Raw genomic sequence first — 21916 nt, 5'->3', positions numbered from 1 at the left:
ATTCTCCCTTAAAGTTGCCAAATGCCATACAGTAGCCCTGGCGTTACGGCTAACGTCATGTAAATTGCGTAACGGTAGTGCAATTTAATGCCAGCAACTGAGGCGAACATAATGCCTTTAAACAGGGTGTTGCTGGCACAGGCTAACAGGATCCCCATTGCTGCCACTGGGTGAGAAAGCTCCCCTTGAGCTGAACGCGATAATGAAAGGGTGATTGCATTGACGTCTATCAGTCCGGAGATAATTGCCAGACTGTATATTCCGGCGTCCCCAAACCAGTTTTTCATTGCTTCGGATAATAGCAGTATCACAGCCAGCAACAAACCAAACTGCAGGGCTGTAACCAACTGCAATGGATTGTCTATCGTCATGTCGGCGGTTTCCGCAGAGGCAGCTTTTTTCTGCTGCCAGTACATAAGCACCATAACGACGGATAAACCAGCGAGCATGAGCAAAACCGGAAGCCATAAAGCCGATAGAAGTTCGCGATTAACAACAAACACTTCAATCAGAACTCTGGGAAACATAATGCAGCAGGTAACTAACATGCCAACCGAATAAATCACAGTACGAGGGTTCTTTTTCGCGAACCTGGCCATGGTTAGGGTAACGGCAGTGGAAGAGGCAAACCCGCCGGCGATTGCGGTAATTAACGTGCCTCGTTTTTCTCCCAGTAACTGGGTGAAAAGGTAACCAATAAAGGACAGACCTGAAATTAAGACAACCATCCACCAGAGCCAATAGGGGTTCAATGCCTGCCAGGGGCCATAACCTTCGTTTGGTAGCAAAGGTAAAATAACCACCGATATCAGCAGTAAGGTAATGCCAGAGTAAAAAGTCCTTGGTGAAATATGATGAAGTAATTTATGCAGGCTTTTTTTATGGCCCAAAAGGGCAACAACAAGCGCACCACACATGAGTGCCGGGAGTGGATTACCTGAAGCCGCCCAAATCGCCAGAGCAAAAGTCAGCAGCATGGAAAATTCAGTTGTAATACCGGCATTTTCAGAGAGCTGGCTGTAGTTAATGAAAGAGACAGCGATAAGTATGGCGACGACAATAAATCCGGTAACGATGAGCCACACACCCCACTGCTCAGCAAGAATAGCAAAGATGCCACCGCTCAAGCCGATTAAACTGAACGTTCGAATACCGGCTACTCGAGAGCCTTCATCACTTTCTCTACCATTCCAGCCACGCTCAAAGCCTATCATCAGGCCGAGTGTAAGGGCTGCCAGTAACGATAACGCCAGTTCCATTTGAGAGTGCATTGCGAGGCATCCTTTTCAGGGTTGTAAAGTATCTGTATTACTGACTTTAATTGACCTGTAATGCTTCTAGCAAGTTTTTACGCCAGAGCGACTCTTTGAATTGGCTGCGAAAAAAATTGAAATGACCTATGCCGTTGCTTTCAGTCATTTCCGGGCTCAAGTCTTTCAATACTTTGTCTGCGTTAGGGTAGTGCGCTAGCAGGTTTTCGATATTGGCGCGTTGCAACAACTCATCGTCAGTAACATGAAAGGCGCTGATGGGTGCCGAGAATGCTTTATACCGGGCTTTTTGTTCCGTGCTGATGTTATCGAACAAGTAGTCTTTACTGCGGCACCAGCGACTCCATTGTTTCATGGCAGCGGCAGGCATATCACCAACCATGTTTAAGCGTTTACCGGGAAAGTAACCGGCAATAGGCGTGCTGATGGGAACCGCAAAGTACCAAAGTAGCCAAGAGGTACGGCGAACCTGCTTACTGGCTTTGAGCCAATACCCGGTGCCGCTGGCTATGGTCACCATTTTATCTATCTTGTTGGCATTATGTGCCATGGCAACAATTTGACCACCCAGGCTGTGAGCCAGCCAGATTAATGGTTCACCCTTTTGGCAGGACTGTGCGTAGTCAAGCACTGAGGTGATGTCGAGTTCAGCCCAGTCGATAATATCGGACTTTATTTGCTTAAGCGGCTTATCAACTGACTGACCAATACCGTAATAGTCAAAAGTAATGACTCGATAACCCTGCTCGCTTAGCCAACGGGCTATGGGCTGATAAAAACGCTGTTTCACACCCAGAGCGGCGGCTATAACAATCGTGGCCTTAGCGGTCGATTCAGGCTCAAAACGGACACAGTGGACGTAGCGATTATTGGTGGTGAGCTCGACGCTTTGCATAGTCACTGGTTCATTTGGTTAGTTCGGTAAAACGGTGTTAAATGGCTTTACCGTTGTTTTTTTATAGACACCCGCTTGCCAGTAAGGATCGTCCTTGGCCCATTGTTCAGCTTCTTCCTGAGTCTCAAACTCAGCGATGACGACAGAACCGGTAAAACCAAGTACACCCGGGTCAAGTTCTGCAATAGCCGGGCAGGGGCCAGCGACCAGCAAGCGACCGTCATTCTGTAAGGCTTTTAAGCGCTCAAGGTGAGCCGGGCGTGCCTGCTTTCGACCTTCTAATGAGTTTTCATGGTCTTCTGCGAAAATAACAAACCACATTAGTTTGCGTTCTCCTCTTCCTCTGTGTGCTTGTGTATATAAAGTTCTGTACCAAGAACAAACAGAAATGTAGCAGCGAGAATGCCAAAGACTTTAAAGTTAACCCAGGCTTCCTGACTCCAGAATTCGGCGATATAGAGGTTAAGTACCGCTAATACCAAACAAAATAGGATCCACGCATAGGTGAGTTTTAACCAGACAACATCTGGCAGGTTAATGTCTTTACCACGAAGCGACCTAATGATGTTGGTTTTTTTTAAGAATAAGCTTCCTATAAGGAATAACGCGATAGCGGCATAAATTGCAGAAACCTTCATCTTAATAAACCAATCGTCGTGAAGTATTAGAGTAAGTGAGCCAAAGAATATGACGACAATCGGTAATACCCAATGGCGAGTAGTCAGCGGATGCTTCAGTAATTTTAAACCTATTAACTGAACCACGGTCCCCACCATTAGCACGCCGGTAGCGACGTAAATATCCGCCATTTTGTAAAACACAAAAAAGGCGACTATGGGTAAATATTCTAATAACAGGGCCATTAACTACTCCGGTGGCAACTCTAAGACAATTGGGTTGCGGCTTTCATGCTTTTTACAAAAGTTTTTAAATCCGCTATTTGCTGCGCATTATTGTCGAGGTTTTTCTCAATAAGCGCAACCACAGCCGAGCCACTAATCGCGCCGTCTGCCCCCGCCGCTAAAGCTCGCTGTACATGTTCAGGCTGAGAGATACCAAACCCAAGAAACGTTGGCGGCGCACCGGCTTCTTTCAGTTTGTTAATCAGCTCAGATGCTGGCGCCTGCATTTGCGTGTCGGCTCCGGTAACGCCTGAGCGGCTCAGCAGATAGACATAACCTGAGCATTGCTCAGCAATGCTCACTAACAGCGTGTCGCTGGCATCCGGTGGCGCAATAAACACTGCGTCTATACCAATTTCTTTGGCAATGGTGGCAAAACGTTTGGCTTCCTTGGTTGGAACGTCGGCAATAAGTACTGAATCGACGCCAGCCTCTTTCATTTGCTGATAAAACTCACGAACACCTTTAGCGTAGATTAAGTTGGCGTAGACTAATAACCCAATGGGTATTTGCGGTGAATAATCGCGAACTTCTCTTAAAATCTGCAAAATATCGTTAAAGGTTGTTCCTGAGTCTAAGGCCCGCAGGTTTGCCCTTTGAATCATGGGGCCATCAGCCACAGGGTCAGAAAATGGCAGCCCAAGTTCCAGTGCATCAGCACCGCCATCGATGAGGGCCTTGATAACTTCCACACTTTGGCTGGGGTTTGGATCGCCTATGGTGACGAATGGCACAAAAGCGCCCTGGTTATCAGCCTCCAATTGTGCAAAACAAGCTTCATAACGGCTCATTGTTGTTCCTCCGTAGCACTATTCTGAGCGCTAAAAATACGGCGTACGTGGTCAATGTCTTTGTCGCCGCGTCCCGACAAGTTGATCAAGAGAATTTCTGGAGCGCCTGGTTCTGCTGCGCGTTTCAGCGCATAAGCTAAAGCATGTGCTGACTCCAGAGCCGGAATAATGCCTTCATGACGAGAGAGTAACTTAAAGGCTTCGAGCGCCTCGTCATCGGTTACTGATTCATAGCGCGCGCGTCCAATGGCTTTTAGATGCGCATGCTGAGGACCTACACCAGGGTAATCCAGGCCAGCTGATACCGAATAGGACTCTTCGATTTGCCCTTCTGGGTTTTGCATTAAAAATGAGAGGCAACCGTGTAAAATTCCGGGCTTTCCGGCGGTTAGCGTAGCACCGTGATGTTTTGTTTCGACGCCTTTACCGGCAGGCTCGACACCTACCAGCTCGACGTCTTCGTCGTCGATGAAGTCGGCGAACATGCCAATAGCATTTGAACCGCCACCCACGCAAGCGATCACTTCGTCCGGCAAGCGACCAGCCTGTTCTTTAATTTGGGCCTTAGATTCCTCACCAATCATGCGGTGGAATTCACGTACTATGGTCGGAAAGGGGTGCGCCCCGGCGGCTGTTCCTAATAAGTAATGAGTATTCGGGTAACTGGAAGTCCAGTCGCGCAGTGCTTCGTTGACCGCGTCTTTTAACGTGCCGCTACCGGTATCCACGGGCACAACTTTCGCGCCCATTAGCTCCATGCGAAAGACGTTTGGCTGCTGGCGCTCAACGTCTTTTTTGCCCATATAGATAATGCACTCTAAGTCCAGCAGGGCACAGGCAAGGGCGGTTGCGGTGCCGTGCTGTCCGGCACCGGTTTCAGCAATAATGCGTGTCTTACCCATACGCTTAGCCAGCAACGCCTGACCCAGCACCTGATTAGTTTTATGGGCGCCGCCGTGAAGTAAGTCTTCACGTTTGAGATAAATTTTTGTTTTGTTAGGGCTTTCCAGCGGCAGATTACGGCATAAACTCAGCGGAGTCGGTCTGCCTAAGTAGTTCTTCAGTAATCCGCGAAACTCGGCCTGAAAATCCTCGTCCTGCTGTGCATCAATAAAAGCCTGCTCCAGTTGTTCTAAGGCAGGTAGTAAGATCTCAGGAACAAACTGGCCGCCGAAATCGCCAAAATAAGCGGGTAATGACTGACTCATACAGCCTCCTGTTGGGTATGCTTCTCTGATACTTTGTTTGACGAAAATCGGCCGTAGTGGCGAATTTTCGTGAATGTTTGAGCTATTTTACGGCTATTTTTAACGCCGGGCTTCCACTCTGCTTGAGAGTTAATGTCGACTCCGGCAAAACCTAATTCAATGGCACTGCTAATACTGTCGGGGCCAATGCCTCCGGCTAGCAGGCAGCGTTGTCTTTCTTCATGACTTAATGGCGTCAACAATTCCCAGTTAAAAGCCTTGCCGCTGCCGCCACCGCGGTTGTCCAGAACAAAGGCATCAACCGGAAGGTCCGGCAATTGCGCCGGGCTTTCAATCGCTAAAGCTTTCCATATTCTGACGGCTTCCAGATCGGCTTGACGCAATTGCTGACGTAATTGAACAACATAGTCGATATCTTCATGACCATGCAGTTGAATAGCGGAAAGACCGACTTTTCCGGCCGTTTCGATAAGGCTCTCTAACGGCTGATCAGCAAAAACACCGACGTACTCAAGGCCAGTGGCTTCGGCTGTTATTTCTTTCGCCTGCTGCTGGGTAACGCAGCGGGGAGAGTGCTCAACAAATATCAATCCACCATATGCGGCGCCTTGTGAGCGGGCGTTAATTGCATCTTCAGCACGAGTCAGGCCGCAGACTTTGTTTTGCCCGAAAAGCAGTTTTCGACAGGCTAAATCAACGTCTGGCTGAGCGCTCAATGCGCTGCCAATAAGGAAGCCGTTAACAAAGGGAGCAACCCGGCGAATGTCCGTGTGTTCTGAAAATCCGGACTCAGCAATGAGTAAGGCATTCTCCGGTGCCAGCGGAGCTAATTGTGCGCTGCGGTTCGGCTCAATGCTTAAGTCCGTTAAGTCGCGGTGGTTAATACCAATAATGTTCGCGCCCAGGTTTGCGGCGCGTTTCATTTCGTCTTCGTTGGCAACCTCAGTGAGTACATCCATCGCAAGCGATTCAGCAATATCACGCAGGATGGTATACTGTGCATCATCGAGTACAGACAGCATAAGCAGAATAGCGTCTGCACCAAAGTAACGGGCGCGGTAAACCTGCTCTTCATCGATAAAAAAGTCTTTGCATAAAATGGGCTGGTTCACTTGTCGGCGCACGGCGGTCAGATAATCCAGCCGTCCCTGAAAAAACTCAGGCTCGGTTAATACGGAAATGGCCGCAGCATAAGGCTGGTAGCTTTTTGCCAACAGTGGCGCATCAAAGTCAGCACGAATTAGACCTTTTGACGGGGAGGCTTTTTTACATTCCAGAATAAAACCTGCCTGCTCACCACTCAATGCGTCATATAAGCTGCGATCACTGGTGCTAAGTTGAGATTGAATTTCCGCTAACGGCATCATTTCAGCCTGAGCTTTGTTTTGCTCAACTTTGCGCTCGACAATGGTTTTAAGCACATTCTTTTTCAAGCTGATGCTGTCAGACATGGTAAGTCTCCTGGGTATCCTGTACGCGGCGTAAGTGCAAGAGTGCCTGGCCGGTATCTAAATGCTCCAGTGTTGCTGCGGTTGCGGCCTTCATATCGTTGTATTGCCCACTTAAATAGAGCAACGCAGCAACGTTCATGGCAACCGAGTGGCGTTGCGCGGGGCTACCGCCGCCGGCCAGAATGTCTTCCAGAATACGGGCGTTAAAGTCAGCATCGCCGCCTTTTAGCTCGCTCAGAGGGGCTGTTGGTACGCCGAAGTCGTTGGGATTCACCTGATACTCACTCAGCTCGCCATCGCGCAGTTCAATGACTTGTGTTGGGCCGTGCAGCGCCAGTTCATCCAGTCCACTTCCATGCACGACCATAGCACGTTTAACCCCCAGTCGTTGCAGGGTCTCAGCCATGGGTCTTACCCATTCCTCGCTATACACGCCGAGCAGTTGAGCATCGGGGCGCGCGGGGTTCACTAAAGGACCAATTAGGTTGAATAAGGTGCGTGTTTTCAGCGTTTGTCTTACCGGCATAGCGTGTTTAATGCCCGGGTGATAATGCGGAGCAAATAAAAAGCAAAAGCCGTTATCGGCCAACTGGGCAGAGGCATCCGAAGGATCCAGATTCACGCGAAGCTTTAATGCTTCGAGCACATCGGCAGAGCCTGAGCGCGAAGACACACTGCGGTTACCATGTTTGGCTACCGCCAGACCCATACTGGCGGCAACCAAAGCTGCCGTCGTGGAAAGGTTGATGGTATTGCTGCCATCGCCACCGGTACCGCAACTGTCAATGACAGTGGTGTCGGGGCGCAAAAATGGCTTTGCGGCGGACAATATCGCTTCAGCGGCACCGGCTAACTCGGCTGGGGTTTCGCCGCGCATTTTCATGGCAATGAGCGCCGCAGTTACCTGAATGTCGTTGAGCTCGCCTTTAATTAAGCGCTGGAAAAACTCACGGGTTTGATCTTGTGTCAGAGCCTCACCAGACATCAGAGTTTGTAGGGCTTTCATGGCTTTGCTCCTGTTAATAAATACTGAATACTGTTACTAAGTAATTGCTTGCCCTTTGGCGTTAAAAGCGATTCCGGATGAAACTGAAAACCAATGGCGTTGGTGTCACTTCCTTTTTCACAGAGAAACTCTGCAGCCATAGGAATGCTACCGTCAGGCCCTTCTAAACTGGCGATTATCCTCGTTTTGTCCGGAAGGTCGTAACCACTTAATGAGTGATAGCGAGCCACAACGCACTGGTTGTTATCTGTCGCACTGACAAATACCGGGTGTGGGACGGTTTCGACTTTAGCGGTTTTGCCGTGAACAATTTCACCGCAGGTATCAACTCGTCCGCCTGCGTGCTCAATCAGCGCCTGAAAGCCCAGGCAAATACCCAGCATAGGTATTCGGCCGCTGCAGTATCGGATCACTTCCATTAAGTTGCCTGCGTTTGCCGGGTGTCCAGGTCCAGGCGATAGGCAAACCAATTGAGAGCCGCTGTAATTCTCCAGTTGCTCAATCACGTCCATTGCAGCCACCTGATTACGGTAAACGACCAACGGAAAGCCTAACTGACGCAGTTCATCCACTAAGTTGTACGAGAACGAGTCGACGTTATCAATGAGTACAATACGTGTCGGCTGAGTCATTATAGCGCCTCCTGGTTGGACTGAGTATGGGCTTGCTGAATTGCCAGGATAACGGCCTTAGCTTTATTCTCTGTTTCGGCGACTTCACTGGCTGGGTCTGAGTCATGTACGACGCCGGCACCGGCCTGCACTATGGCCTCATGGTTCTTAACAAAAGCGGAACGAATAACAATACAGGTATCCATGTCGCCATTACCGGCCAGATACCCAACAGCGCCGCCGTAGCTGCCGCGACGTTGTTGTTCGACCTGACGGATAAGAGTCGCAGCGCTAACTTTGGGGGCTCCCACTAAAGTGCCCATATTCATGCAGGCGCGGTAAGCGTGAAGAGCATCGCAGTCGTCCCGCAGTTTTGCCACCACGCGTGAAACCAGGTGCATAACATGAGAATAACGGTCAACCTGAAGCAGGTCGGCAACGTAACGAGTGCCGGTCTCGCTAATACGGGCTAAATCGTTACGGGCTAAATCAACCAGCATTAAATGTTCTGCGAGTTCTTTTTGGTCAAGCCGCAGTTCCAGTTCCATGCGGCTGTCTAAGTCTGGGTTAATATTGCCATCGGCATTTTTGCCGCGCGGACGGGTACCGGCAATAGGGTAAAGCTCTACCTGATTGGTGTCCTGCTGATATTTCAGTGCAGACTCAGGTGAGGCTCCAAACAGGCAAAAATCCGGATGACTCATAAAAAACATATAGGGTGAGGGGTTATTCTTCTTCAACTGCTGGTAAGCGGCTAACGGATCAGGGCAGGGCATTTTAAAACGTCGGGACGGCACTACCTGAAAAATATCGCCCGCCACAATGTTTTCTTTTAGCCGGGTAACAATGGCTGCAAACTCTTCTGCTGAGGGTGTGGCTGTTACTTTTACATCAATCGGCTGAGGTTGAGGTTCTATTACCGGCAGCTGACAGCGCGCTGCCAGCTCTCCTATACGCTGACTCATAGCCTGATAACGCTGGTCGTGACCTTCACCGCTGAAAACACTGCCAAGCAGCTCAGTGGTTTGCTGTTGATGATTAATAATCAGCAAGGTTTCTGCCAGGTAAAAGACATAGTCAGGGCAGTTGTTTTCGCCTTCTTCAACTTCGGGCAGCTGCTCGTAGCTGGCAACAAAGTCATAGGCGAAAGCGCCGCCGAGAAAGACAGAAAACGGGTGCTGTTTTGCTGTTTCGTTTGCTTTATTGAGGTTTTGCTGGAGTAGTCGCAGCGGTTCCATGTTACTGACTTGACGTAAGCGGGAGTCTTCGTCAATCGGTGTATTTGCTGCACTGAAAGTTAACCTCAGTTGTTCAGGCGTTCTTTCAATGGCGGCACTATCTTTAAGCTGTTCTTCAATCCAGCTGAGCAAGGCAGAGCCGTTATCAGTCAGGGCATCGATAGTGACCTGTTGATTGTTACAGGTAATTCGTAATGCTGCATCAATCAGCAGCAAGCTCTTTACCTGCTGCTTGGTGCCGATATCGGCTGAGTCCAGCAGTAAATGCTCACCTTGTGTGCTGCAAGTATTCTGAAATACTTGTAGTGGCTCCGCCTGATAAGGCAGTGACACTCTCAGTGTCTCCAAATTGCCGTCTTGTTCAGTTGTCAGGTTTTTCACCTCAGACCTCGTTTTATCTTGTTGTTTTTCAAACCTGCTCCAGTGAAACGGCAATAAAAAAACCCGCTCAAAGGAGCGGGTTTCTCAAAGTGAAGCTATTTACGTTATACGCACAACTACACCACCCGCTCGTTTGGGAAGTGCCACCACCAATGTTGGGTTGTTGTACGTAAAAACATAAGTTGTATAGCTCTCTTAATTCAATTTAATGCTGACAAACTAACGCTTGCGCGAAAGTCTGTCAATAGTTGTTTTTCTTTCAGTTTATACTTTCTATTTATATTCTGCCGGTTTGCCTTTTGAATCCGACTGACGAATAAACTCGCGTAAATCATCATTCGCCTTCTCCAGGTCAGCACGGCGCAGATACATCATATGACCGCTACGGTAACCTTTAAAGTCAATGCGATCAGTCATCTGAGTACTTGGATCCAAATGCCAGGTTGTGTACTTCGCGTCGAAATAGTTGGTTGCGCCGTCGAAGTAACCTGATTGCACTAACACGTTCAGGTAAGGGTTTTGTGCCATGGCCTGACGCAGTTGCTTACCAGTGTTGTTGTTGGTGCGATCCCATGGGTGAACTGGGCCAAACATGTTGTATTTAATATCGGTAACAAAGTTAAGCTCTTCACGCAGGTAGTAGTTAATCGCGGGTGTGAACGAATGTAACCATGAGGTTAGCTCGGCGTTAAAGTCGGGACGATCACCAGCGCGTTTTTCATCAAGGCCAAGGTAACGCGAGTCTAAACGGCCAATGGTACGGTCACGGTCACGCAGTAACTCTTTCCAGAAATACCAGGTGCTCGGTGCCAGGTTGTTATCCAGTACAGCCTGCTTAGAAAGGCCTGAGTATTTCGCCACTTGTTCCGCCATTTGTTCACGCTCGCTTTCCGTAAGCATGGCGCCTTTGGCTAATGCAGGTAGGTATTGATCCAAAGTGAAACGCTCCACTTCAGGCAATAACTCGTCTAAATCTTTACTCTGTAAAGCCTCTGGCAGTGCGTCGTGATACCAGGCGGCTGCTGCAAAGTAAGGTAATTGGTTCGCTTGTTTTACCGGTCCGTCACGGTCAATGCCGATATCGGTTGGTGAAACCAAAACAACACCGTTCAAATACATCCACTGGCTATTCTGAAGCTCTAGTGCAAGGCCCGATACACGAGTTGTACCATAGCTTTCGCCAATTAAGTACTTAGGCGACTGCCAGCGGTTCATGCGTGAAGTAAAAGTATTCATCCACTCCGCCAGATATTTAACGTCGGAGTTTACGCCGAAGAATTTCTCTTTTTGTTCTGCACGCGAAGGCATTTCACCTTCTTCATTTGGCAGTACGCGTGAATAGCCGGTGTTAACCGGGTTAATAAAGACAATGTCAGCAACATCGAGAATGGAGTGCGGGTTGTCCTGCACGCCATAAGGCTGAACCGGGTAACCTTCATCGCTCAGGTTTAGCACTTTTGGACCAGTGTAAGCAATGTGCATCCAAACCGATGCCGAACCCGGGCCACCGTTAAAGGAGTATACAATCGGACGAGATTCGCGGTTATCAACGTCCTGACGTTCATAATAGGTGTAAAACAGGGAGGCGGTAGGGTTACCTTCGTCGTCCCACACTGGCTGAGTACCGGCGGTGGCAGTGTAATCCACAGTTTCGCCTTTAATTTCTACGCTGTGCTCAGTAACCACTTCGGTGTCGACCGGCAGCATGCGTTTATGGTTATTCGGGGCTTCTTCTGCAGTAACAGGGGCAGAAACGATTGAGCAGCCCATTAAAGATAAAGAGGCAACTAAAGCGAGACTCTTGTGCATAAGATTGTTCTCCGTTTTTATAATCTTGCCTCAGATTAACAAATAATTACTTTAAAGAGTCAAAGGTTATGCGATTATTGGGTTTATTCCTGCGACTGGATCCTATTTGAATGAGGTCATCGATGAAAATTACACACCTAACGCGGGCGGCTTTTTGGCTGTTACTTCCGTTCATCAGCCTGTCTGCTACTGCTCAGAACTTGTCCGATGCAATGAAAGAGGGTTTACAGACAATGGCCTCGGAGCAGTTAAATGCGGACCTGGAAGTAGGCGAACTTGAGGTTAACTCGTTAACCGATGGTCTGACCGCAAAGAATGTTCGTTTTGCAACTCGTGTGGACGCCTTGTCCGAGCCGGAGAATCAACTTTTATTAGCCAAACAGTTGGTGTTAACCGGTGATTGGCAGGCACTGGGCAGCAGTCGTGTCGATATTTCAAAAGTTGCCGTGTCCGGGGCTCAGTTAACGGTCGCTTATTACGATACTGGACGTTCAAATTTGCATGAGTTTTTGGAGCAAATGAATTCGGTCAAGGTGCAAAAGGTCAATTCGGTACCGCTAAACTGGGGAGTTGATGAGTGGCTGATGGAAGATGTCACTATCAACCTGTTTGATCGGGGCGAGCCGATTTTAAGTGTTCATGTCAGTGAACTTGCTTTGCAGGACTTGCAGTCAATGCAAAATCCTAATGCTCAGGTAAAGGAGCTGCTCTGGCCAATTCTTGAGCAGGTAGCAGAGCAAGTCCGTAATGGTAGCCCGGATTTACAAGTCGATAGTATGGCACTTTCGCGCTTTTTATTACGTGAAGCTATGGCGTTCTGAGCTTGAGTTAAATGGGTTTAAGCAGTACAGTTAGGAAAAGTTAAACACCCGTTTAAAATAAGAGGTTGGCGTGGCAAATTCATACCCAAATTTACTAAAACCCCTGGATCTCGGCTTCACAACGTTAAAAAACCGAGTGTTGATGGGGTCAATGCATACTGGCCTGGAAGAAGAAAAAAATGGCTTTAGTAAATTAGCCTCCTTCTATGAAGAGCGGGCTAAAGGTGGTGTTGGCCTTATTGTCACCGGCGGTATCAGTCCGAACTTTCGGGGGCGCTTGGCGCCTTTTGGTAGTGAAATGTCGAAACCCTGGCATGTGGGAAAACACCGTCAGGTGACCGATGCCGTGCACAAGTATGGCAGTAAAATATGTCTGCAGCTTCTGCATGCGGGCCGCTACAGCTATCACCCATTTTCATTGGCTCCCAGCGCGATAAAAGCCCCGATAAACCCGTTTAAGCCGAAAGCCATGTCTGAGCGCCAAATTTTAAAAACCATTAAGCACTATGCCCGCGGCGCTAAGCTGGCTCAAAAAGCAGGTTATGATGGTGTTGAAATTATGGGTTCTGAAGGCTATCTGATTAACCAGTTTTTGTGTCCAAGAACGAATAAGCGCGATGATAATTGGGGCGGCAGCTTTGAAAACCGGATGCGTTTTCCTTTGGAAATTGTCAAAGCAGTACGCGAAGCTGTGGGCGAAAAATCGATTATTATTTTCCGTTTGTCGATGCTTGACCTGGTTGACGATGGTCATAAGCTGGACGAAGTTCTGCAACTGGGCAAGCTATTGGAACAAGCGGGCGTGACCATTATTAATACGGGTATTGGTTGGCATGAAGCCCGGGTACCGACCATTGTGACCTCAGTGCCACGTGGTGCCTTTAGTTGGATAACTGAGCGTGTGCGTCGTGAATTATCGGTTCCGGTGGTTGCTGTTAACCGTATCAACACGCCCGAAATTGCCGAGCATATTCTGGAAAGCAATCAGGCTGACATGGTTTCTATGGCACGACCGTTACTGGCTGACCCGGAGTTTGTTAAGAAAGCAGAGCAAGGTCAGTCTGAACGGATTAATACCTGTATCGCCTGCAATCAGGCTTGTCTGGACCATGTGTTTGAGAACAAACGAGCTTCCTGTTTGGTTAATCCGCGGGCGTGTTTTGAGCAAGAGCTGGTCATGAAGCCTGCTGAGCAGAAAAAGCGTATTGCGGTGATTGGTTCTGGTCCGGCAGGGCTTGCCTTTGCCTGTCATGCTGCAGAGCGCGGACACCAGGTCGATTTGTACGATAAGTTTGAAGAAATCGGTGGTCAGTTTAATTACGCTAAACAGATTCCGGGTAAAGAAGAGTTTTATGAAACTCTACGCTACTTTAAATACCGCCTTGAAGACACAGGCGTTAATTTGAAGCTTGGAAAAGAGCAAACCTGCGAAGGACTGCTGGCAGAAAAATACGACGATGTAGTTCTGGCAACTGGAGTGAGTCCACGGCAGGTGGATATTCCAGGTGTTGATTTACCGCATGTGCTGGGTTACTTAGATGTTCTGCGCGATCATAAAGCGGTTGGTAAAAAAGTGGCGGTAATTGGCGCCGGTGGTATTGGCTTCGATGTCTCTGAATACCTGACCACCGAAAAGTCACTCACATTGGATGAGTCAGAGTGGTCAGAGCGCTGGGGTATTGATAAAAGTTATAGTGACCGCGGTGGACTGAAGCCGCAACAACCGGAATCCAGCCCACGTCAGGTGTGGTTGCTTCAGCGTAAAGAGAGCAAAGTCGGTAAAGGTTTAGGTAAAACCTCTGGCTGGGTACATCGCAACGAGTTAAAAAGTAAATCTGTGAATATGTGGAATGGAGTGACCTATCATCGCATCGTGCCTGAAGGTATCGAAATAGAGCGTGAAGGTGAAAAGCAATTGCTGGAAGTCGATAATGTTATTATTTGTGCGGGGCAAGTACCGCAACGTTCCTTGCACGACGCGCTGCAGTCTGCCGGTCAGGCTGTGCACTTAATTGGCGGTGCCGATGTTGCTGCAGAACTTGATGCTAAACGAGCTATTCGTCAGGGGACAGAACTGGCGGCGGAGATTTAATGCCAGTATATGATTTGCACTGCCACAGTACGCACTCGGACGGCTCGTTGTCAGTCTCCGAGCTTCTGCACCGGGCGTGCGAGCAAGAAGTCGATGTGCTGGCAATTACCGATCATGATTGTGTTGCTGGACTGCCCGAAGCGAATGAGCTGATTGCTCGAGAAAAACTGCCGATTGAATTGATTAATGGGGTTGAAATCAGTTGTCGCTGGCATAGCTTTGAGATTCACATTGTCGGGCTCAATATCGATGATGAAGAAGCGCAGTTAAAAGCGTTGTTGAGCGAGCAGCAGCAACGTCGTTACGATCGTTTTGATGCCATGCTGGAAAAGCTGTATCAGCGTGGTGTGAGCTTATCCGCAGAGGATTGTCTGGCGGAAGGAATGCCAACACGCAAACACATCGCCGATGCGATGGTGCGTAAAGGTACCGTCAGCAAACCGCAGCAGGCCTTTGATCGCTATATTGGTAAAGGTAACAGCGCCTATGTAAACCCCGAGTGGTGCGATATTCCAGAGGCAATAAATGCGATTCATAGTGCCGGAGGCAAAGCCGTGCTGGCGCACCCCCATGGCTATAAAATGTCAAATAAGTGGCTGCGAAAGCTGTTGGTAGAAGGTAAAGACTGGGGACTTGATGCAATGGAAGTGAGCTTGTGTCAGCAGTCTCCCGGTCACCGTGATGCCTTGGCTAAAATGAGCCAGGAATACGGGTTATTCGCCTCTCAGGGCTCCGATTTTCACTATCCCGGGAATTGGCGTGAACTTGGCAAAAACCTTTGTCTGCCGGCGGACTGTGTGCCAATATGGGAGCATTGGGCACAGTAGAAGGATTGAGGGGGCGATTATGAGTCAATATTTTGAAATTCATCCGGAAAATCCTCAAGCACGTTTGATTCAACAGTCAGTTCAAATTATTCGTAAAAGTGGGGTGGTGGTTTACCCTACTGACTCGGGTTATGCCATTGGCTGCCAAATTGGTGATAAAGCGGCAGCGGATCGTATTTGTCGTATTCGCGAAATCGATAAGGATCACAACTTCACCTTAATGTGCCGTGACTTATCCGAGCTTTCCACTTACGCCAGAGTAGATAACGATGCTTTCCGGCTATTGAAAAATAATACGCCGGGGCCTTATACATTTATTCTGAAAGGTACTAAAGAAGTTCCCAAGCGGCTCCTGAATCCTAAACGGAAAACCATTGGCATTCGGGTTCCGACCAACCGTATAGCAATGGCTTTGCTGGAAGAGCTGAATGAACCGTTAATGTCGACCAGTCTCATTCTGGGAGAAGGGATAGCGGCAGAGTCTGATCCGGAAGAGATTAGGGAAAAGCTGGAGAAGTTGGTGGATTTGATTATTGATGGTGGTCACAAGGGTGAAGAGCCAACCACGGTTGTCGATCTATCTGAGGGCGCACCGACCATCCGTCGTGAAGGCTCGGGAGACGTAGAACCTTTTGACTTCTAATGACTTAGGTAGGCAGTTGAGTTAATTATGGCTGAACAACAGTCACTGCCTTTAGGTTTTGTTCGTGGCGAGCCGGTGATAGAAAAACCGGAAGACCTCTATATTCCGCCGGACGCGCTGGAAGTTATACTCGACACTTTCAGTGGCCCGATGGACTTGTTGCTGTATTTAATTCGTAAGCAAAAACTCGATATCGTTGATATGCCAATTTTGGCCATTACCCGACAGTACGTCGAGTACGTGGACATGATGAAAGAGCTAAAACTGGAGTTGGCGGCAGACTATTTGGTGATGGCGGCAATTCTGGCTGAAATTAAAAGTCGACTGTTATTACCGAAGCCACCTCAGGCCGACGATGAGGAAGAGGACCCAAGAGCGGAGCTTATCCGTCGTCTGCAAGAATATGAGGCGATACGTCAGGGTGCTGAATATATTGAACAGCAACCGCAGGTGGGACGGGATATATTGCTAAGTGAGGTTGAGACGAATGCACGCCAGTGGGTAACGGCTGTGCCACCGGAAGTTACTCTTGAAGACTTAACGCTTGCTTTTAGCCGTGTTTTACAACAAGTTGAGCTAAAAGCACATCATCAAATAAAGCGAGAGCAACTGTCTACGCGGGCAAGAATGAGCCAGGTTCTGGAATTGCTCAGCAATAAAAAATACGTTTCTTTTAGTCAGCTATTCACGCGAAAAGAGGGACGCGCTGGGGCAGTGGTGAGTTTTTTAGCAATTTTAGAACTTGTGAAAGAATCAATGGTAGAATTGTCACAAGTGGAACCTATGAGTGATATTCGGCTGAGTTTGAGACAGCACAATCAAGATGAATCCGTTACAGCTTAAACAACTTATCGAAGCAGCTTTATTTGCGCACCCGCAGCCACTATCGGCTGAACAACTGCATCAGCTTTTGCTCAATGAAGGGGAAGCGTCGTTAACCACGATAAAGCAGCAACTTAAAGAGCTGCAGTCGGATTACCAAGAACGTGGTATTGAACTGGTTAAGGTGGCTTCGGGTTACCGTTTTCAGACACGGGCAGAGTTAGGCCAACGGCTGGCAGGACTTTGGCAGGAAAAGCCGCCTCGTTACTCCAATGCGTTATTGGAAACTTTGGCTTTGATTGTTTACCGGCAGCCCATTACGCGTGGCGAAATTGAACAAATACGCGGTGTGAGTGTCAGTAGTCAAATTATGAAAACATTGCAGGAACGAGGCTGGGTGAAGGTAGTCGGGCACAAAGAAGTGCCTGGACGTCCTCAACTTTATGCCAGCACTGACGATTTTTTAGATGATTTTAATTTGAGTGATTTATCGGGACTGCCTGATATTGATACACTCAGTGAAGATGATGAACGTACCGCTGAGACAGCGACTAACGAGAGAGATGATTCGTAATGACCGAGAAATTACAAAAGGTTTTAGCCCGATCTGGACATGGTTCACGCCGTGAAATTGAAGCAAAAATTTCCGCTGGCCGAATTCGAGTGAACAACAAAGTCGCACAGCTAGGCGAGCGTATTGACGCCGATGCCAAGGTGCGTATTGATGGCCATGAGGTTCAGATTAAACCGGAAGAAGAGGTCATTTGTCGTGTCCTGATTTATCACAAACCTGAGGGCGAGCTATGCACCCGCAAGGACCCGGAAGGGCGTCCGACGGTGTATGACCGTTTACCAAGAATGAGTGGTGCGCGCTGGGTGGCGGTAGGGCGTCTGGATGTGAACACGTCTGGTTTGTTGTTGTTTACGACAGATGGTGAACTGGCTAACCGCCTGATGCACCCAAGTCAGCAGGTTGAGCGGGAATACGCGGTACGTGTTTTTGGCGAAGTTGATGAAGCCATGATGCAGCGCCTGAGAAAAGGTGTTCAGCTGGAAGATGGTCCGGCACATTTCAATAGCATAAAACCAGCAGGTGGTGACGGCATGAACCGTTGGTTCCATGTCACCATCAGTGAAGGACGTAATCGTGAGGTTCGCCGTCTTTGGGAATCTCAGGAAGTGCAGGTGAGTCGTCTTATTCGTGTTCGTTATGGCGATATCCCTCTGGAAGCCGGTCTACCACAAGGTGGTTGGGCGGAAATGTCACTGCCTAAGGTTAATGTGTTAAGAGCGCAGGTAAACTTGCCAGCGGAGCAACATTCGTTCCTCGATCCTCGCCATGAAGAGTCTAAACAACGGCGTTTTGCGAAAATCCGTAAAGCGACAGCCCGTCATCGCCAGGATAAAAAGCAGAGTAAACGCCGGGGTAAATAAGTGGCAACGACTGAGCGCTGGTTACCTGATTTTTCGGCAGACCAGCGTATTTTATTAGCCTGGCCTTATCGAAACGACGTGTGGCGGGAGAAGGCCGAGCCTGCTCGTAAGGCTTTGCTGAAATTAATCGCGCAGTTGCCTGATAATACTCTTTTTTCGCTTGTTGTCCCTGCTAATTTGGGCAGTGACTTTCCCCGCACTTTAAAGCCTGTTCACTGCATTGAAATTGATTACGACGATATCTGGCTTCGTGATATTGGACCGCTGTGGCGGCACACGGAAAGTGGGCTGGAAGCGTTGTCATTTGATTTTGATGGTTGGGGCGGTATTCAACAAGCGATTGCGGCAGATAAGTGCTTTGCCAGGAAGCTATGTACTCAGTTAAAACGCCCTCTACATCAAAGCAACCTGATTGCTGAGGGTGGTGCCTTTACGCATAACGGCAATGGTTGTTGGTTAGTCGGTTTGACGTGTCTTAAGCGACGAAACCGGGAATTAACGGGCAACGAAATTAAATCAGCATTAGGTCAGTTGTTGCCTGAGCAGTGTCTGTATTTTTTTGAAGGCTCTTTGAGCGCGGATGAAACTGGCGGACATATTGATAACATGGCGTTGTTTGTGGATTCCGATACTTTGTTGTATGCCACTACCGATAATGAAACACACCCTGATTATGAAACCTGTCAATTATTGAAAAATAAGGTGAGAGAGTTGCCTGAGTCTATTAAAAAGATTCCGCTACCATTACCACTCCCTCAATTAGCAACCAAAGACGAAAGGTTGGGTATCGAGTTAACCCGCTTGAGTTTAGAGCGAACGGTTGATCTGCCATTGTTGTGCAGTTATGTGAATGTTCTACAAACTAACGAATTGGTGGTCGTGCCCCAATTTGGGTTAGCGACCGATCATAACGCTTTGCAAGCCATTTGCAGGGCGCTACCCGAGCGGCAAGTGATTGCTTTTGATGCGCGCGAGTTTGTTTTAGGTGGCGGGGGCTTACATTGTATTAGCCATAACCTGCCCTCATCAGCAATTGAATAAGAGCTTAATCGGTAATGATGAGGCGTTCGCGACCTTTATCTTTCGCTTCAAACAAGACATTATCTGCACGTTTGTACAATGAATCGAAATCATCTTCTGGGTGAGCGTTGGTAAAGCCCATGCTAAAGGTGATTCGGTAGTCGTCCGGGAGACCTTCGATAGGTTTGCTATTCAGTTTGTCTGTAATACGTTCAAAGATGTTCTTAGCGTCCTCTTTACTGACATCAAAAAAGACCAGTAGCCATTCTTCACCACCCAGGCGACCAAAGCTATCCTGGTTTCGCAGACTGAGTTTGGCAACTTCCGCAAAACGCTGTAAGACATGATCACCCACATCGTGACCGAATTGGTCATTGATTGTTTTGAAATGATCAAAGTCTATGACGGCTAAAGCCAGTTGGCGCTGCTGTTCTCGGGCTTGTTCCAGGCCTTTTTTACAAATGCGCACGATAGCCCGCCGATTCGGCGCATTCGTCAGGTCATCTTTTAGTGCTAGCTCGGCAAAGTTCTTACGAGCACGCCACTGTTGGTATAAAAAGGCTGAAACGATAATTACGACTAAGAAGCCTGAGATAATAATCCATATCAGCAGGTAATATGAAGTTTGCTGCTCCTGCAGTTCCAGTTGCTGTAATTCGTTTTCTTTCTTTAATAGTTCGTTGGTGGTTTCTTGTTCTTTTATTTCCAGGCGCACCATAATTTCCTGAACCTGTTTATCCCGAGTCTGCTTTTGCACTTTTTGCATGTAGTCTACGGATGTTTTGTAATGCTCAAGCGCGGCTTCGTAGTTCCCTTGGCTTTGATAATACTCAGACCAGCGCTCGTGTAGATTTTGGTGCAACTTATCATCGGTCAGTGTATTGATGACAGAGGTTGCAGATTCTAACTGGCTGAACGCGTTGTCGAGTTCCTGGGTTCCTAAATAGACTGACACAATACTCAAGCGACTTTGGGCTTCCATTGGGTGTGCCCCGGCCGATTTAAACTGAGGTAGCGCTTTATTCAGGCGCATTAGGGCTTGTTGATAATCGGCCTCTTCTATATCCATAGAGGCCATCTGAAACAGTGCGTAAGCAACGCCCAGGTCATCGTTAATCGCCTCACTAATTTCTAAAGCCGTTTTATAGTGCTGCTCGGCTTGTTTGTCGTTTCCCGCGCCTTGGTAGGCCCGGGCGAGGTTATACTCTAGTACGGATACATCCCACTCTCCAAGATGTTCACGGCTTATTTCCAGAGCATCCTGTATATGCGTTAACGCAATATCATTGGCTCCGACATCCATGTAAATAGAGCCAATGAGTGCGTGGAATTCCATTTGCAGACGTGGTCGGGCGGTATAAGCCTCACGGTTAAGTTGCTCCAGAATTTGAAGCGCTCTGGCAATATCTCCGGTATTTTGCATTACCTGGGCGTGCAGAATGTCAGCTTCAATCTGCAAGTCTTTATTGTCGGATTCTTTGGCGTGTTCTATGGCGTAGACAATACTGGCATTCGCTTGCCGGAGTTGACCTCTTTGCAGGAAATACCAGGTCTGATTCATTTTCAGGAGAGTTTTTGCAACTTTTGATTCAGCCAACGCAGCAAAACGTAAGCCTTCCTGGATGGCTTTTTGCGCCTCACTTTCGTTACCAGAATAACGGTAAGCTTCTGCTTGCAGCGCATAGGCCATAGCCAGTTCTTCAAATTGACGTTGGTTATCGTATTTGTCTATCAGTTCAGAGGTTTTTTTGATCCATACATCGGGATTACTACTGGCATCAACGCGTTGTTGTTGCCACTCCTGGGCTGCTACCAACGGAGTGGCTACCAGCATTATAATAAATAAAATGTTAAGGATTTTTTGGAACAAAACGACCCTGACTGTTAAAAAAATGTTGAAGTATCAACTATCTTACTCCGAGTGCACAGCATAGCAATAATTTAATTATTAGAGCTTTCCTGGCTTTGAATTGAGAAGGTGACTTCAACACGAGCTTCAATGGTTTGTTGACCAGGTAAAGACACTTTATCTGAGCGACTGCTTGCCTCAGCCATTTGCATTACGACCGGCCGTGACATTGACTGCTCCGCAATATTTAAGGTTCCAATAAGTTCAAGCCCGGCAGAAGTCGCCAAACGTTGAGCTTTTGCTCTTGCCTGCTTGTAGGCATTAATAAGCGCTTGTTCATATAAGCCTTGTTGATCACTAATCTCAAAATTAATTTGACCAACACGAGTGACTCCGCGCGCTAAAGCGAGATCGATAATACTGTCGTAGTTTTCTGGTTCTAATAAGGTCACCTGAACTTCTCGCTGAACAACAAACCCGTTTTGCTCGGTTTTGCCATCGTCGTTTTGTTCGTAACGAGGATAAATTTGTAACTGGTAGGAGCGTATGTCTTTATCGTCCACTCCTTTATTATTTAAATCTTTGATCAAACGGTTGGTCGTTTCGTCGACCAGAGTTTTTTGCGAGCTGAGCTTATTACCTCGCTCTTCGATCCAGAATGTGAGTGTCATCTGATCCGGAACAGCCGATACACTGCCAGTGCCGGATGTTGATAATGTGCGTTCATTAGCTTGAGTGACAGTGGCAAATAATGCTGTAAGAAAAGCAAGACTGACTAAGAGAAACCTTGATTTTGAGTGACTGTGAGTCATATTAAGCATCCTTAAATCGAATTCCATAGTTAA

General features: G+C 48.0%; 21 protein-coding genes and 1 other annotated feature. Of the genes, 8 read left to right on the top strand and 13 right to left on the bottom strand.

Annotation, left to right across the window (positions count from 1 at the left end):
* Positions 1-8: 8 nt before the first annotated feature.
* From CWI78_RS02875 to CWI78_RS02825, 11 genes are all read right to left on the bottom strand, one after another.
* Entirely contained in the window at positions 9-1271 is a 1263-nt protein-coding gene (locus CWI78_RS02875) for an MgtC/SapB family protein (RefSeq protein WP_126780067.1), read from the bottom strand.
* Between the two features lie 46 nt (positions 1272-1317).
* Positions 1318-2166 (bottom strand): alpha/beta hydrolase family protein, encoded by an 849-nt coding sequence (locus CWI78_RS02870; RefSeq protein ID WP_126780065.1) that lies wholly within the window; start codon positions 2164-2166, stop codon positions 1318-1320.
* Between the two features lie 18 nt (positions 2167-2184).
* Positions 2185-2487: a YciI family protein gene (locus tag CWI78_RS02865; RefSeq protein ID WP_126780064.1), complete on the bottom strand. Its 303-nt coding sequence runs from the start codon at positions 2485-2487 to the stop codon at positions 2185-2187.
* A complete protein-coding gene (gene ispZ, locus CWI78_RS02860; protein WP_126780062.1) occupies positions 2487-3029 on the bottom strand; it encodes a septation protein IspZ in 543 nt (180 codons plus the stop codon). Before ispZ ends, CWI78_RS02865 begins: the two co-directional genes overlap by 1 nt.
* Positions 3030-3049: 20 nt before the next feature.
* On the bottom strand, positions 3050-3859 hold the full coding sequence (gene trpA / locus CWI78_RS02855) for a tryptophan synthase subunit alpha (protein WP_126780060.1): 810 nt from the start codon (positions 3857-3859) through the stop codon (positions 3050-3052).
* Positions 3856-5067 (bottom strand): tryptophan synthase subunit beta, encoded by a 1212-nt coding sequence (gene trpB, locus CWI78_RS02850; protein WP_126780058.1) that lies wholly within the window; start codon positions 5065-5067, stop codon positions 3856-3858. The genes trpA and trpB overlap by 4 nt, the downstream gene beginning before the upstream one ends.
* Positions 5064-6518, bottom strand: a complete 1455-nt coding sequence (gene trpCF / locus CWI78_RS02845; RefSeq protein ID WP_126780056.1) for a bifunctional indole-3-glycerol-phosphate synthase TrpC/phosphoribosylanthranilate isomerase TrpF — start codon at positions 6516-6518, stop codon at positions 5064-5066. Before trpCF ends, trpB begins: the two co-directional genes overlap by 4 nt.
* Positions 6511-7524, bottom strand: a complete 1014-nt coding sequence (gene trpD, locus CWI78_RS02840) for an anthranilate phosphoribosyltransferase (RefSeq protein ID WP_126780054.1) — start codon at positions 7522-7524, stop codon at positions 6511-6513. Before trpD ends, trpCF begins: the two co-directional genes overlap by 8 nt.
* Positions 7521-8156, bottom strand: coding sequence for an anthranilate synthase component II (locus CWI78_RS02835; protein WP_126780052.1), 636 nt, complete (start codon positions 8154-8156; stop codon positions 7521-7523). Before CWI78_RS02835 ends, trpD begins: the two co-directional genes overlap by 4 nt.
* The gene (locus CWI78_RS02830) at positions 8156-9754 is read right to left on the bottom strand and encodes an anthranilate synthase component 1 (RefSeq protein ID WP_126780050.1); all 1599 of its coding nucleotides are present in this window, start codon (positions 9752-9754) and stop codon (positions 8156-8158) included. The genes CWI78_RS02835 and CWI78_RS02830 overlap by 1 nt, the downstream gene beginning before the upstream one ends.
* A gap of 53 nt (positions 9755-9807) precedes the next feature.
* Positions 9808-9912, bottom strand: a sequence feature (Trp leader region).
* A gap of 115 nt (positions 9913-10027) precedes the next feature.
* Positions 10028-11563: a S10 family peptidase gene (locus CWI78_RS02825; RefSeq protein ID WP_126780048.1), complete on the bottom strand. Its 1536-nt coding sequence runs from the start codon at positions 11561-11563 to the stop codon at positions 10028-10030.
* A 122-nt stretch (positions 11564-11685) separates the two neighbouring features.
* Here CWI78_RS02825 and CWI78_RS02820 point away from each other — a divergent pair, with 122 nt between their 5' ends.
* The 8 genes from CWI78_RS02820 to CWI78_RS02785 all read left to right on the top strand — a co-directional run bounded on the left by CWI78_RS02820 (position 11686) and on the right by CWI78_RS02785 (position 19243).
* The gene (locus tag CWI78_RS02820; RefSeq protein ID WP_244213055.1) at positions 11686-12384 is read left to right on the top strand and encodes a hypothetical protein; all 699 of its coding nucleotides are present in this window, start codon (positions 11686-11688) and stop codon (positions 12382-12384) included.
* Positions 12385-12454: 70 nt separating this feature from the next.
* The gene (locus CWI78_RS02815; protein ID WP_126780046.1) at positions 12455-14476 is read left to right on the top strand and encodes an NADPH-dependent 2,4-dienoyl-CoA reductase; all 2022 of its coding nucleotides are present in this window, start codon (positions 12455-12457) and stop codon (positions 14474-14476) included.
* On the top strand, positions 14476-15303 hold the full coding sequence (locus CWI78_RS02810; protein ID WP_126780044.1) for a PHP domain-containing protein: 828 nt from the start codon (positions 14476-14478) through the stop codon (positions 15301-15303). The genes CWI78_RS02815 and CWI78_RS02810 overlap by 1 nt, the downstream gene beginning before the upstream one ends.
* Before the next feature lie 19 nt (positions 15304-15322).
* Positions 15323-15946 (top strand): L-threonylcarbamoyladenylate synthase, encoded by a 624-nt coding sequence (locus CWI78_RS02805; protein WP_126780042.1) that lies wholly within the window; start codon positions 15323-15325, stop codon positions 15944-15946.
* A gap of 27 nt (positions 15947-15973) precedes the next feature.
* Positions 15974-16789: a segregation and condensation protein A gene (locus CWI78_RS02800; RefSeq protein WP_126780040.1), complete on the top strand. Its 816-nt coding sequence runs from the start codon at positions 15974-15976 to the stop codon at positions 16787-16789.
* Positions 16770-17342 (top strand): SMC-Scp complex subunit ScpB, encoded by a 573-nt coding sequence (gene scpB / locus CWI78_RS02795; RefSeq protein ID WP_126780038.1) that lies wholly within the window; start codon positions 16770-16772, stop codon positions 17340-17342. Before CWI78_RS02800 ends, scpB begins: the two co-directional genes overlap by 20 nt.
* A complete protein-coding gene (rluB, locus tag CWI78_RS02790) occupies positions 17342-18202 on the top strand; it encodes a 23S rRNA pseudouridine(2605) synthase RluB (RefSeq protein WP_126780036.1) in 861 nt (286 codons plus the stop codon). Before scpB ends, rluB begins: the two co-directional genes overlap by 1 nt.
* On the top strand, positions 18203-19243 hold the full coding sequence (locus CWI78_RS02785) for an agmatine deiminase family protein (RefSeq protein WP_126780034.1): 1041 nt from the start codon (positions 18203-18205) through the stop codon (positions 19241-19243). It begins immediately after the preceding gene.
* Positions 19244-19247: 4 nt separating this feature from the next.
* Here CWI78_RS02785 and CWI78_RS02780 read toward each other — a convergent pair whose 3' ends face one another.
* Together CWI78_RS02780 and CWI78_RS02775 are read right to left on the bottom strand one after the other, a co-directional pair.
* The gene (locus CWI78_RS02780; protein ID WP_126780033.1) at positions 19248-21056 is read right to left on the bottom strand and encodes a tetratricopeptide repeat-containing diguanylate cyclase; all 1809 of its coding nucleotides are present in this window, start codon (positions 21054-21056) and stop codon (positions 19248-19250) included.
* A 107-nt stretch (positions 21057-21163) separates the two neighbouring features.
* Positions 21164-21883 (bottom strand): SIMPL domain-containing protein, encoded by a 720-nt coding sequence (locus tag CWI78_RS02775; RefSeq protein ID WP_126780031.1) that lies wholly within the window; start codon positions 21881-21883, stop codon positions 21164-21166.
* Positions 21884-21916 lie beyond the last annotated feature (33 nt).

Origin of the sequence: Idiomarina ramblicola (genome assembly GCF_003987255.1) — a bacterium.
In the GTDB taxonomy this organism is placed as follows: domain Bacteria; phylum Pseudomonadota; class Gammaproteobacteria; order Enterobacterales; family Alteromonadaceae; genus Idiomarina; species Idiomarina ramblicola.
Note: the sequence above shows the minus strand (reverse complement) of the source record. Positions and strands in the feature narration are given on the sequence as shown.

Coding starts and splice junctions, on each gene's coding strand:
- CWI78_RS02875 (WP_126780067.1), bottom strand. CDS start 1,271: ATGCACTCTCAAATGGAACTGGCGTTATCGTTACTGGCAGCCCTTACA.
- CWI78_RS02870 (WP_126780065.1), bottom strand. CDS start 2,166: ATGCAAAGCGTCGAGCTCACCACCAATAATCGCTACGTCCACTGTGTC.
- CWI78_RS02865 (WP_126780064.1), bottom strand. CDS start 2,487: ATGTGGTTTGTTATTTTCGCAGAAGACCATGAAAACTCATTAGAAGGT.
- ispZ (WP_126780062.1), bottom strand. CDS start 3,029: ATGGCCCTGTTATTAGAATATTTACCCATAGTCGCCTTTTTTGTGTTT.
- trpA (WP_126780060.1), bottom strand. CDS start 3,859: ATGAGCCGTTATGAAGCTTGTTTTGCACAATTGGAGGCTGATAACCAG.
- trpB (WP_126780058.1), bottom strand. CDS start 5,067: ATGAGTCAGTCATTACCCGCTTATTTTGGCGATTTCGGCGGCCAGTTT.
- trpCF (WP_126780056.1), bottom strand. CDS start 6,518: ATGTCTGACAGCATCAGCTTGAAAAAGAATGTGCTTAAAACCATTGTC.
- trpD (WP_126780054.1), bottom strand. CDS start 7,524: ATGAAAGCCCTACAAACTCTGATGTCTGGTGAGGCTCTGACACAAGAT.
- CWI78_RS02835 (WP_126780052.1), bottom strand. CDS start 8,156: ATGACTCAGCCGACACGTATTGTACTCATTGATAACGTCGACTCGTTC.
- CWI78_RS02825 (WP_126780048.1), bottom strand. CDS start 11,563: ATGCACAAGAGTCTCGCTTTAGTTGCCTCTTTATCTTTAATGGGCTGC.
- CWI78_RS02820 (WP_244213055.1), top strand. CDS start 11,686: ATGAAAATTACACACCTAACGCGGGCGGCTTTTTGGCTGTTACTTCCG.
- CWI78_RS02810 (WP_126780044.1), top strand. CDS start 14,476: ATGCCAGTATATGATTTGCACTGCCACAGTACGCACTCGGACGGCTCG.
- CWI78_RS02805 (WP_126780042.1), top strand. CDS start 15,323: ATGAGTCAATATTTTGAAATTCATCCGGAAAATCCTCAAGCACGTTTG.
- CWI78_RS02800 (WP_126780040.1), top strand. CDS start 15,974: ATGGCTGAACAACAGTCACTGCCTTTAGGTTTTGTTCGTGGCGAGCCG.
- scpB (WP_126780038.1), top strand. CDS start 16,770: ATGAATCCGTTACAGCTTAAACAACTTATCGAAGCAGCTTTATTTGCG.
- rluB (WP_126780036.1), top strand. CDS start 17,342: ATGACCGAGAAATTACAAAAGGTTTTAGCCCGATCTGGACATGGTTCA.
- CWI78_RS02780 (WP_126780033.1), bottom strand. CDS start 21,056: ATGCTGGTAGCCACTCCGTTGGTAGCAGCCCAGGAGTGGCAACAACAA.
- CWI78_RS02775 (WP_126780031.1), bottom strand. CDS start 21,883: ATGACTCACAGTCACTCAAAATCAAGGTTTCTCTTAGTCAGTCTTGCT.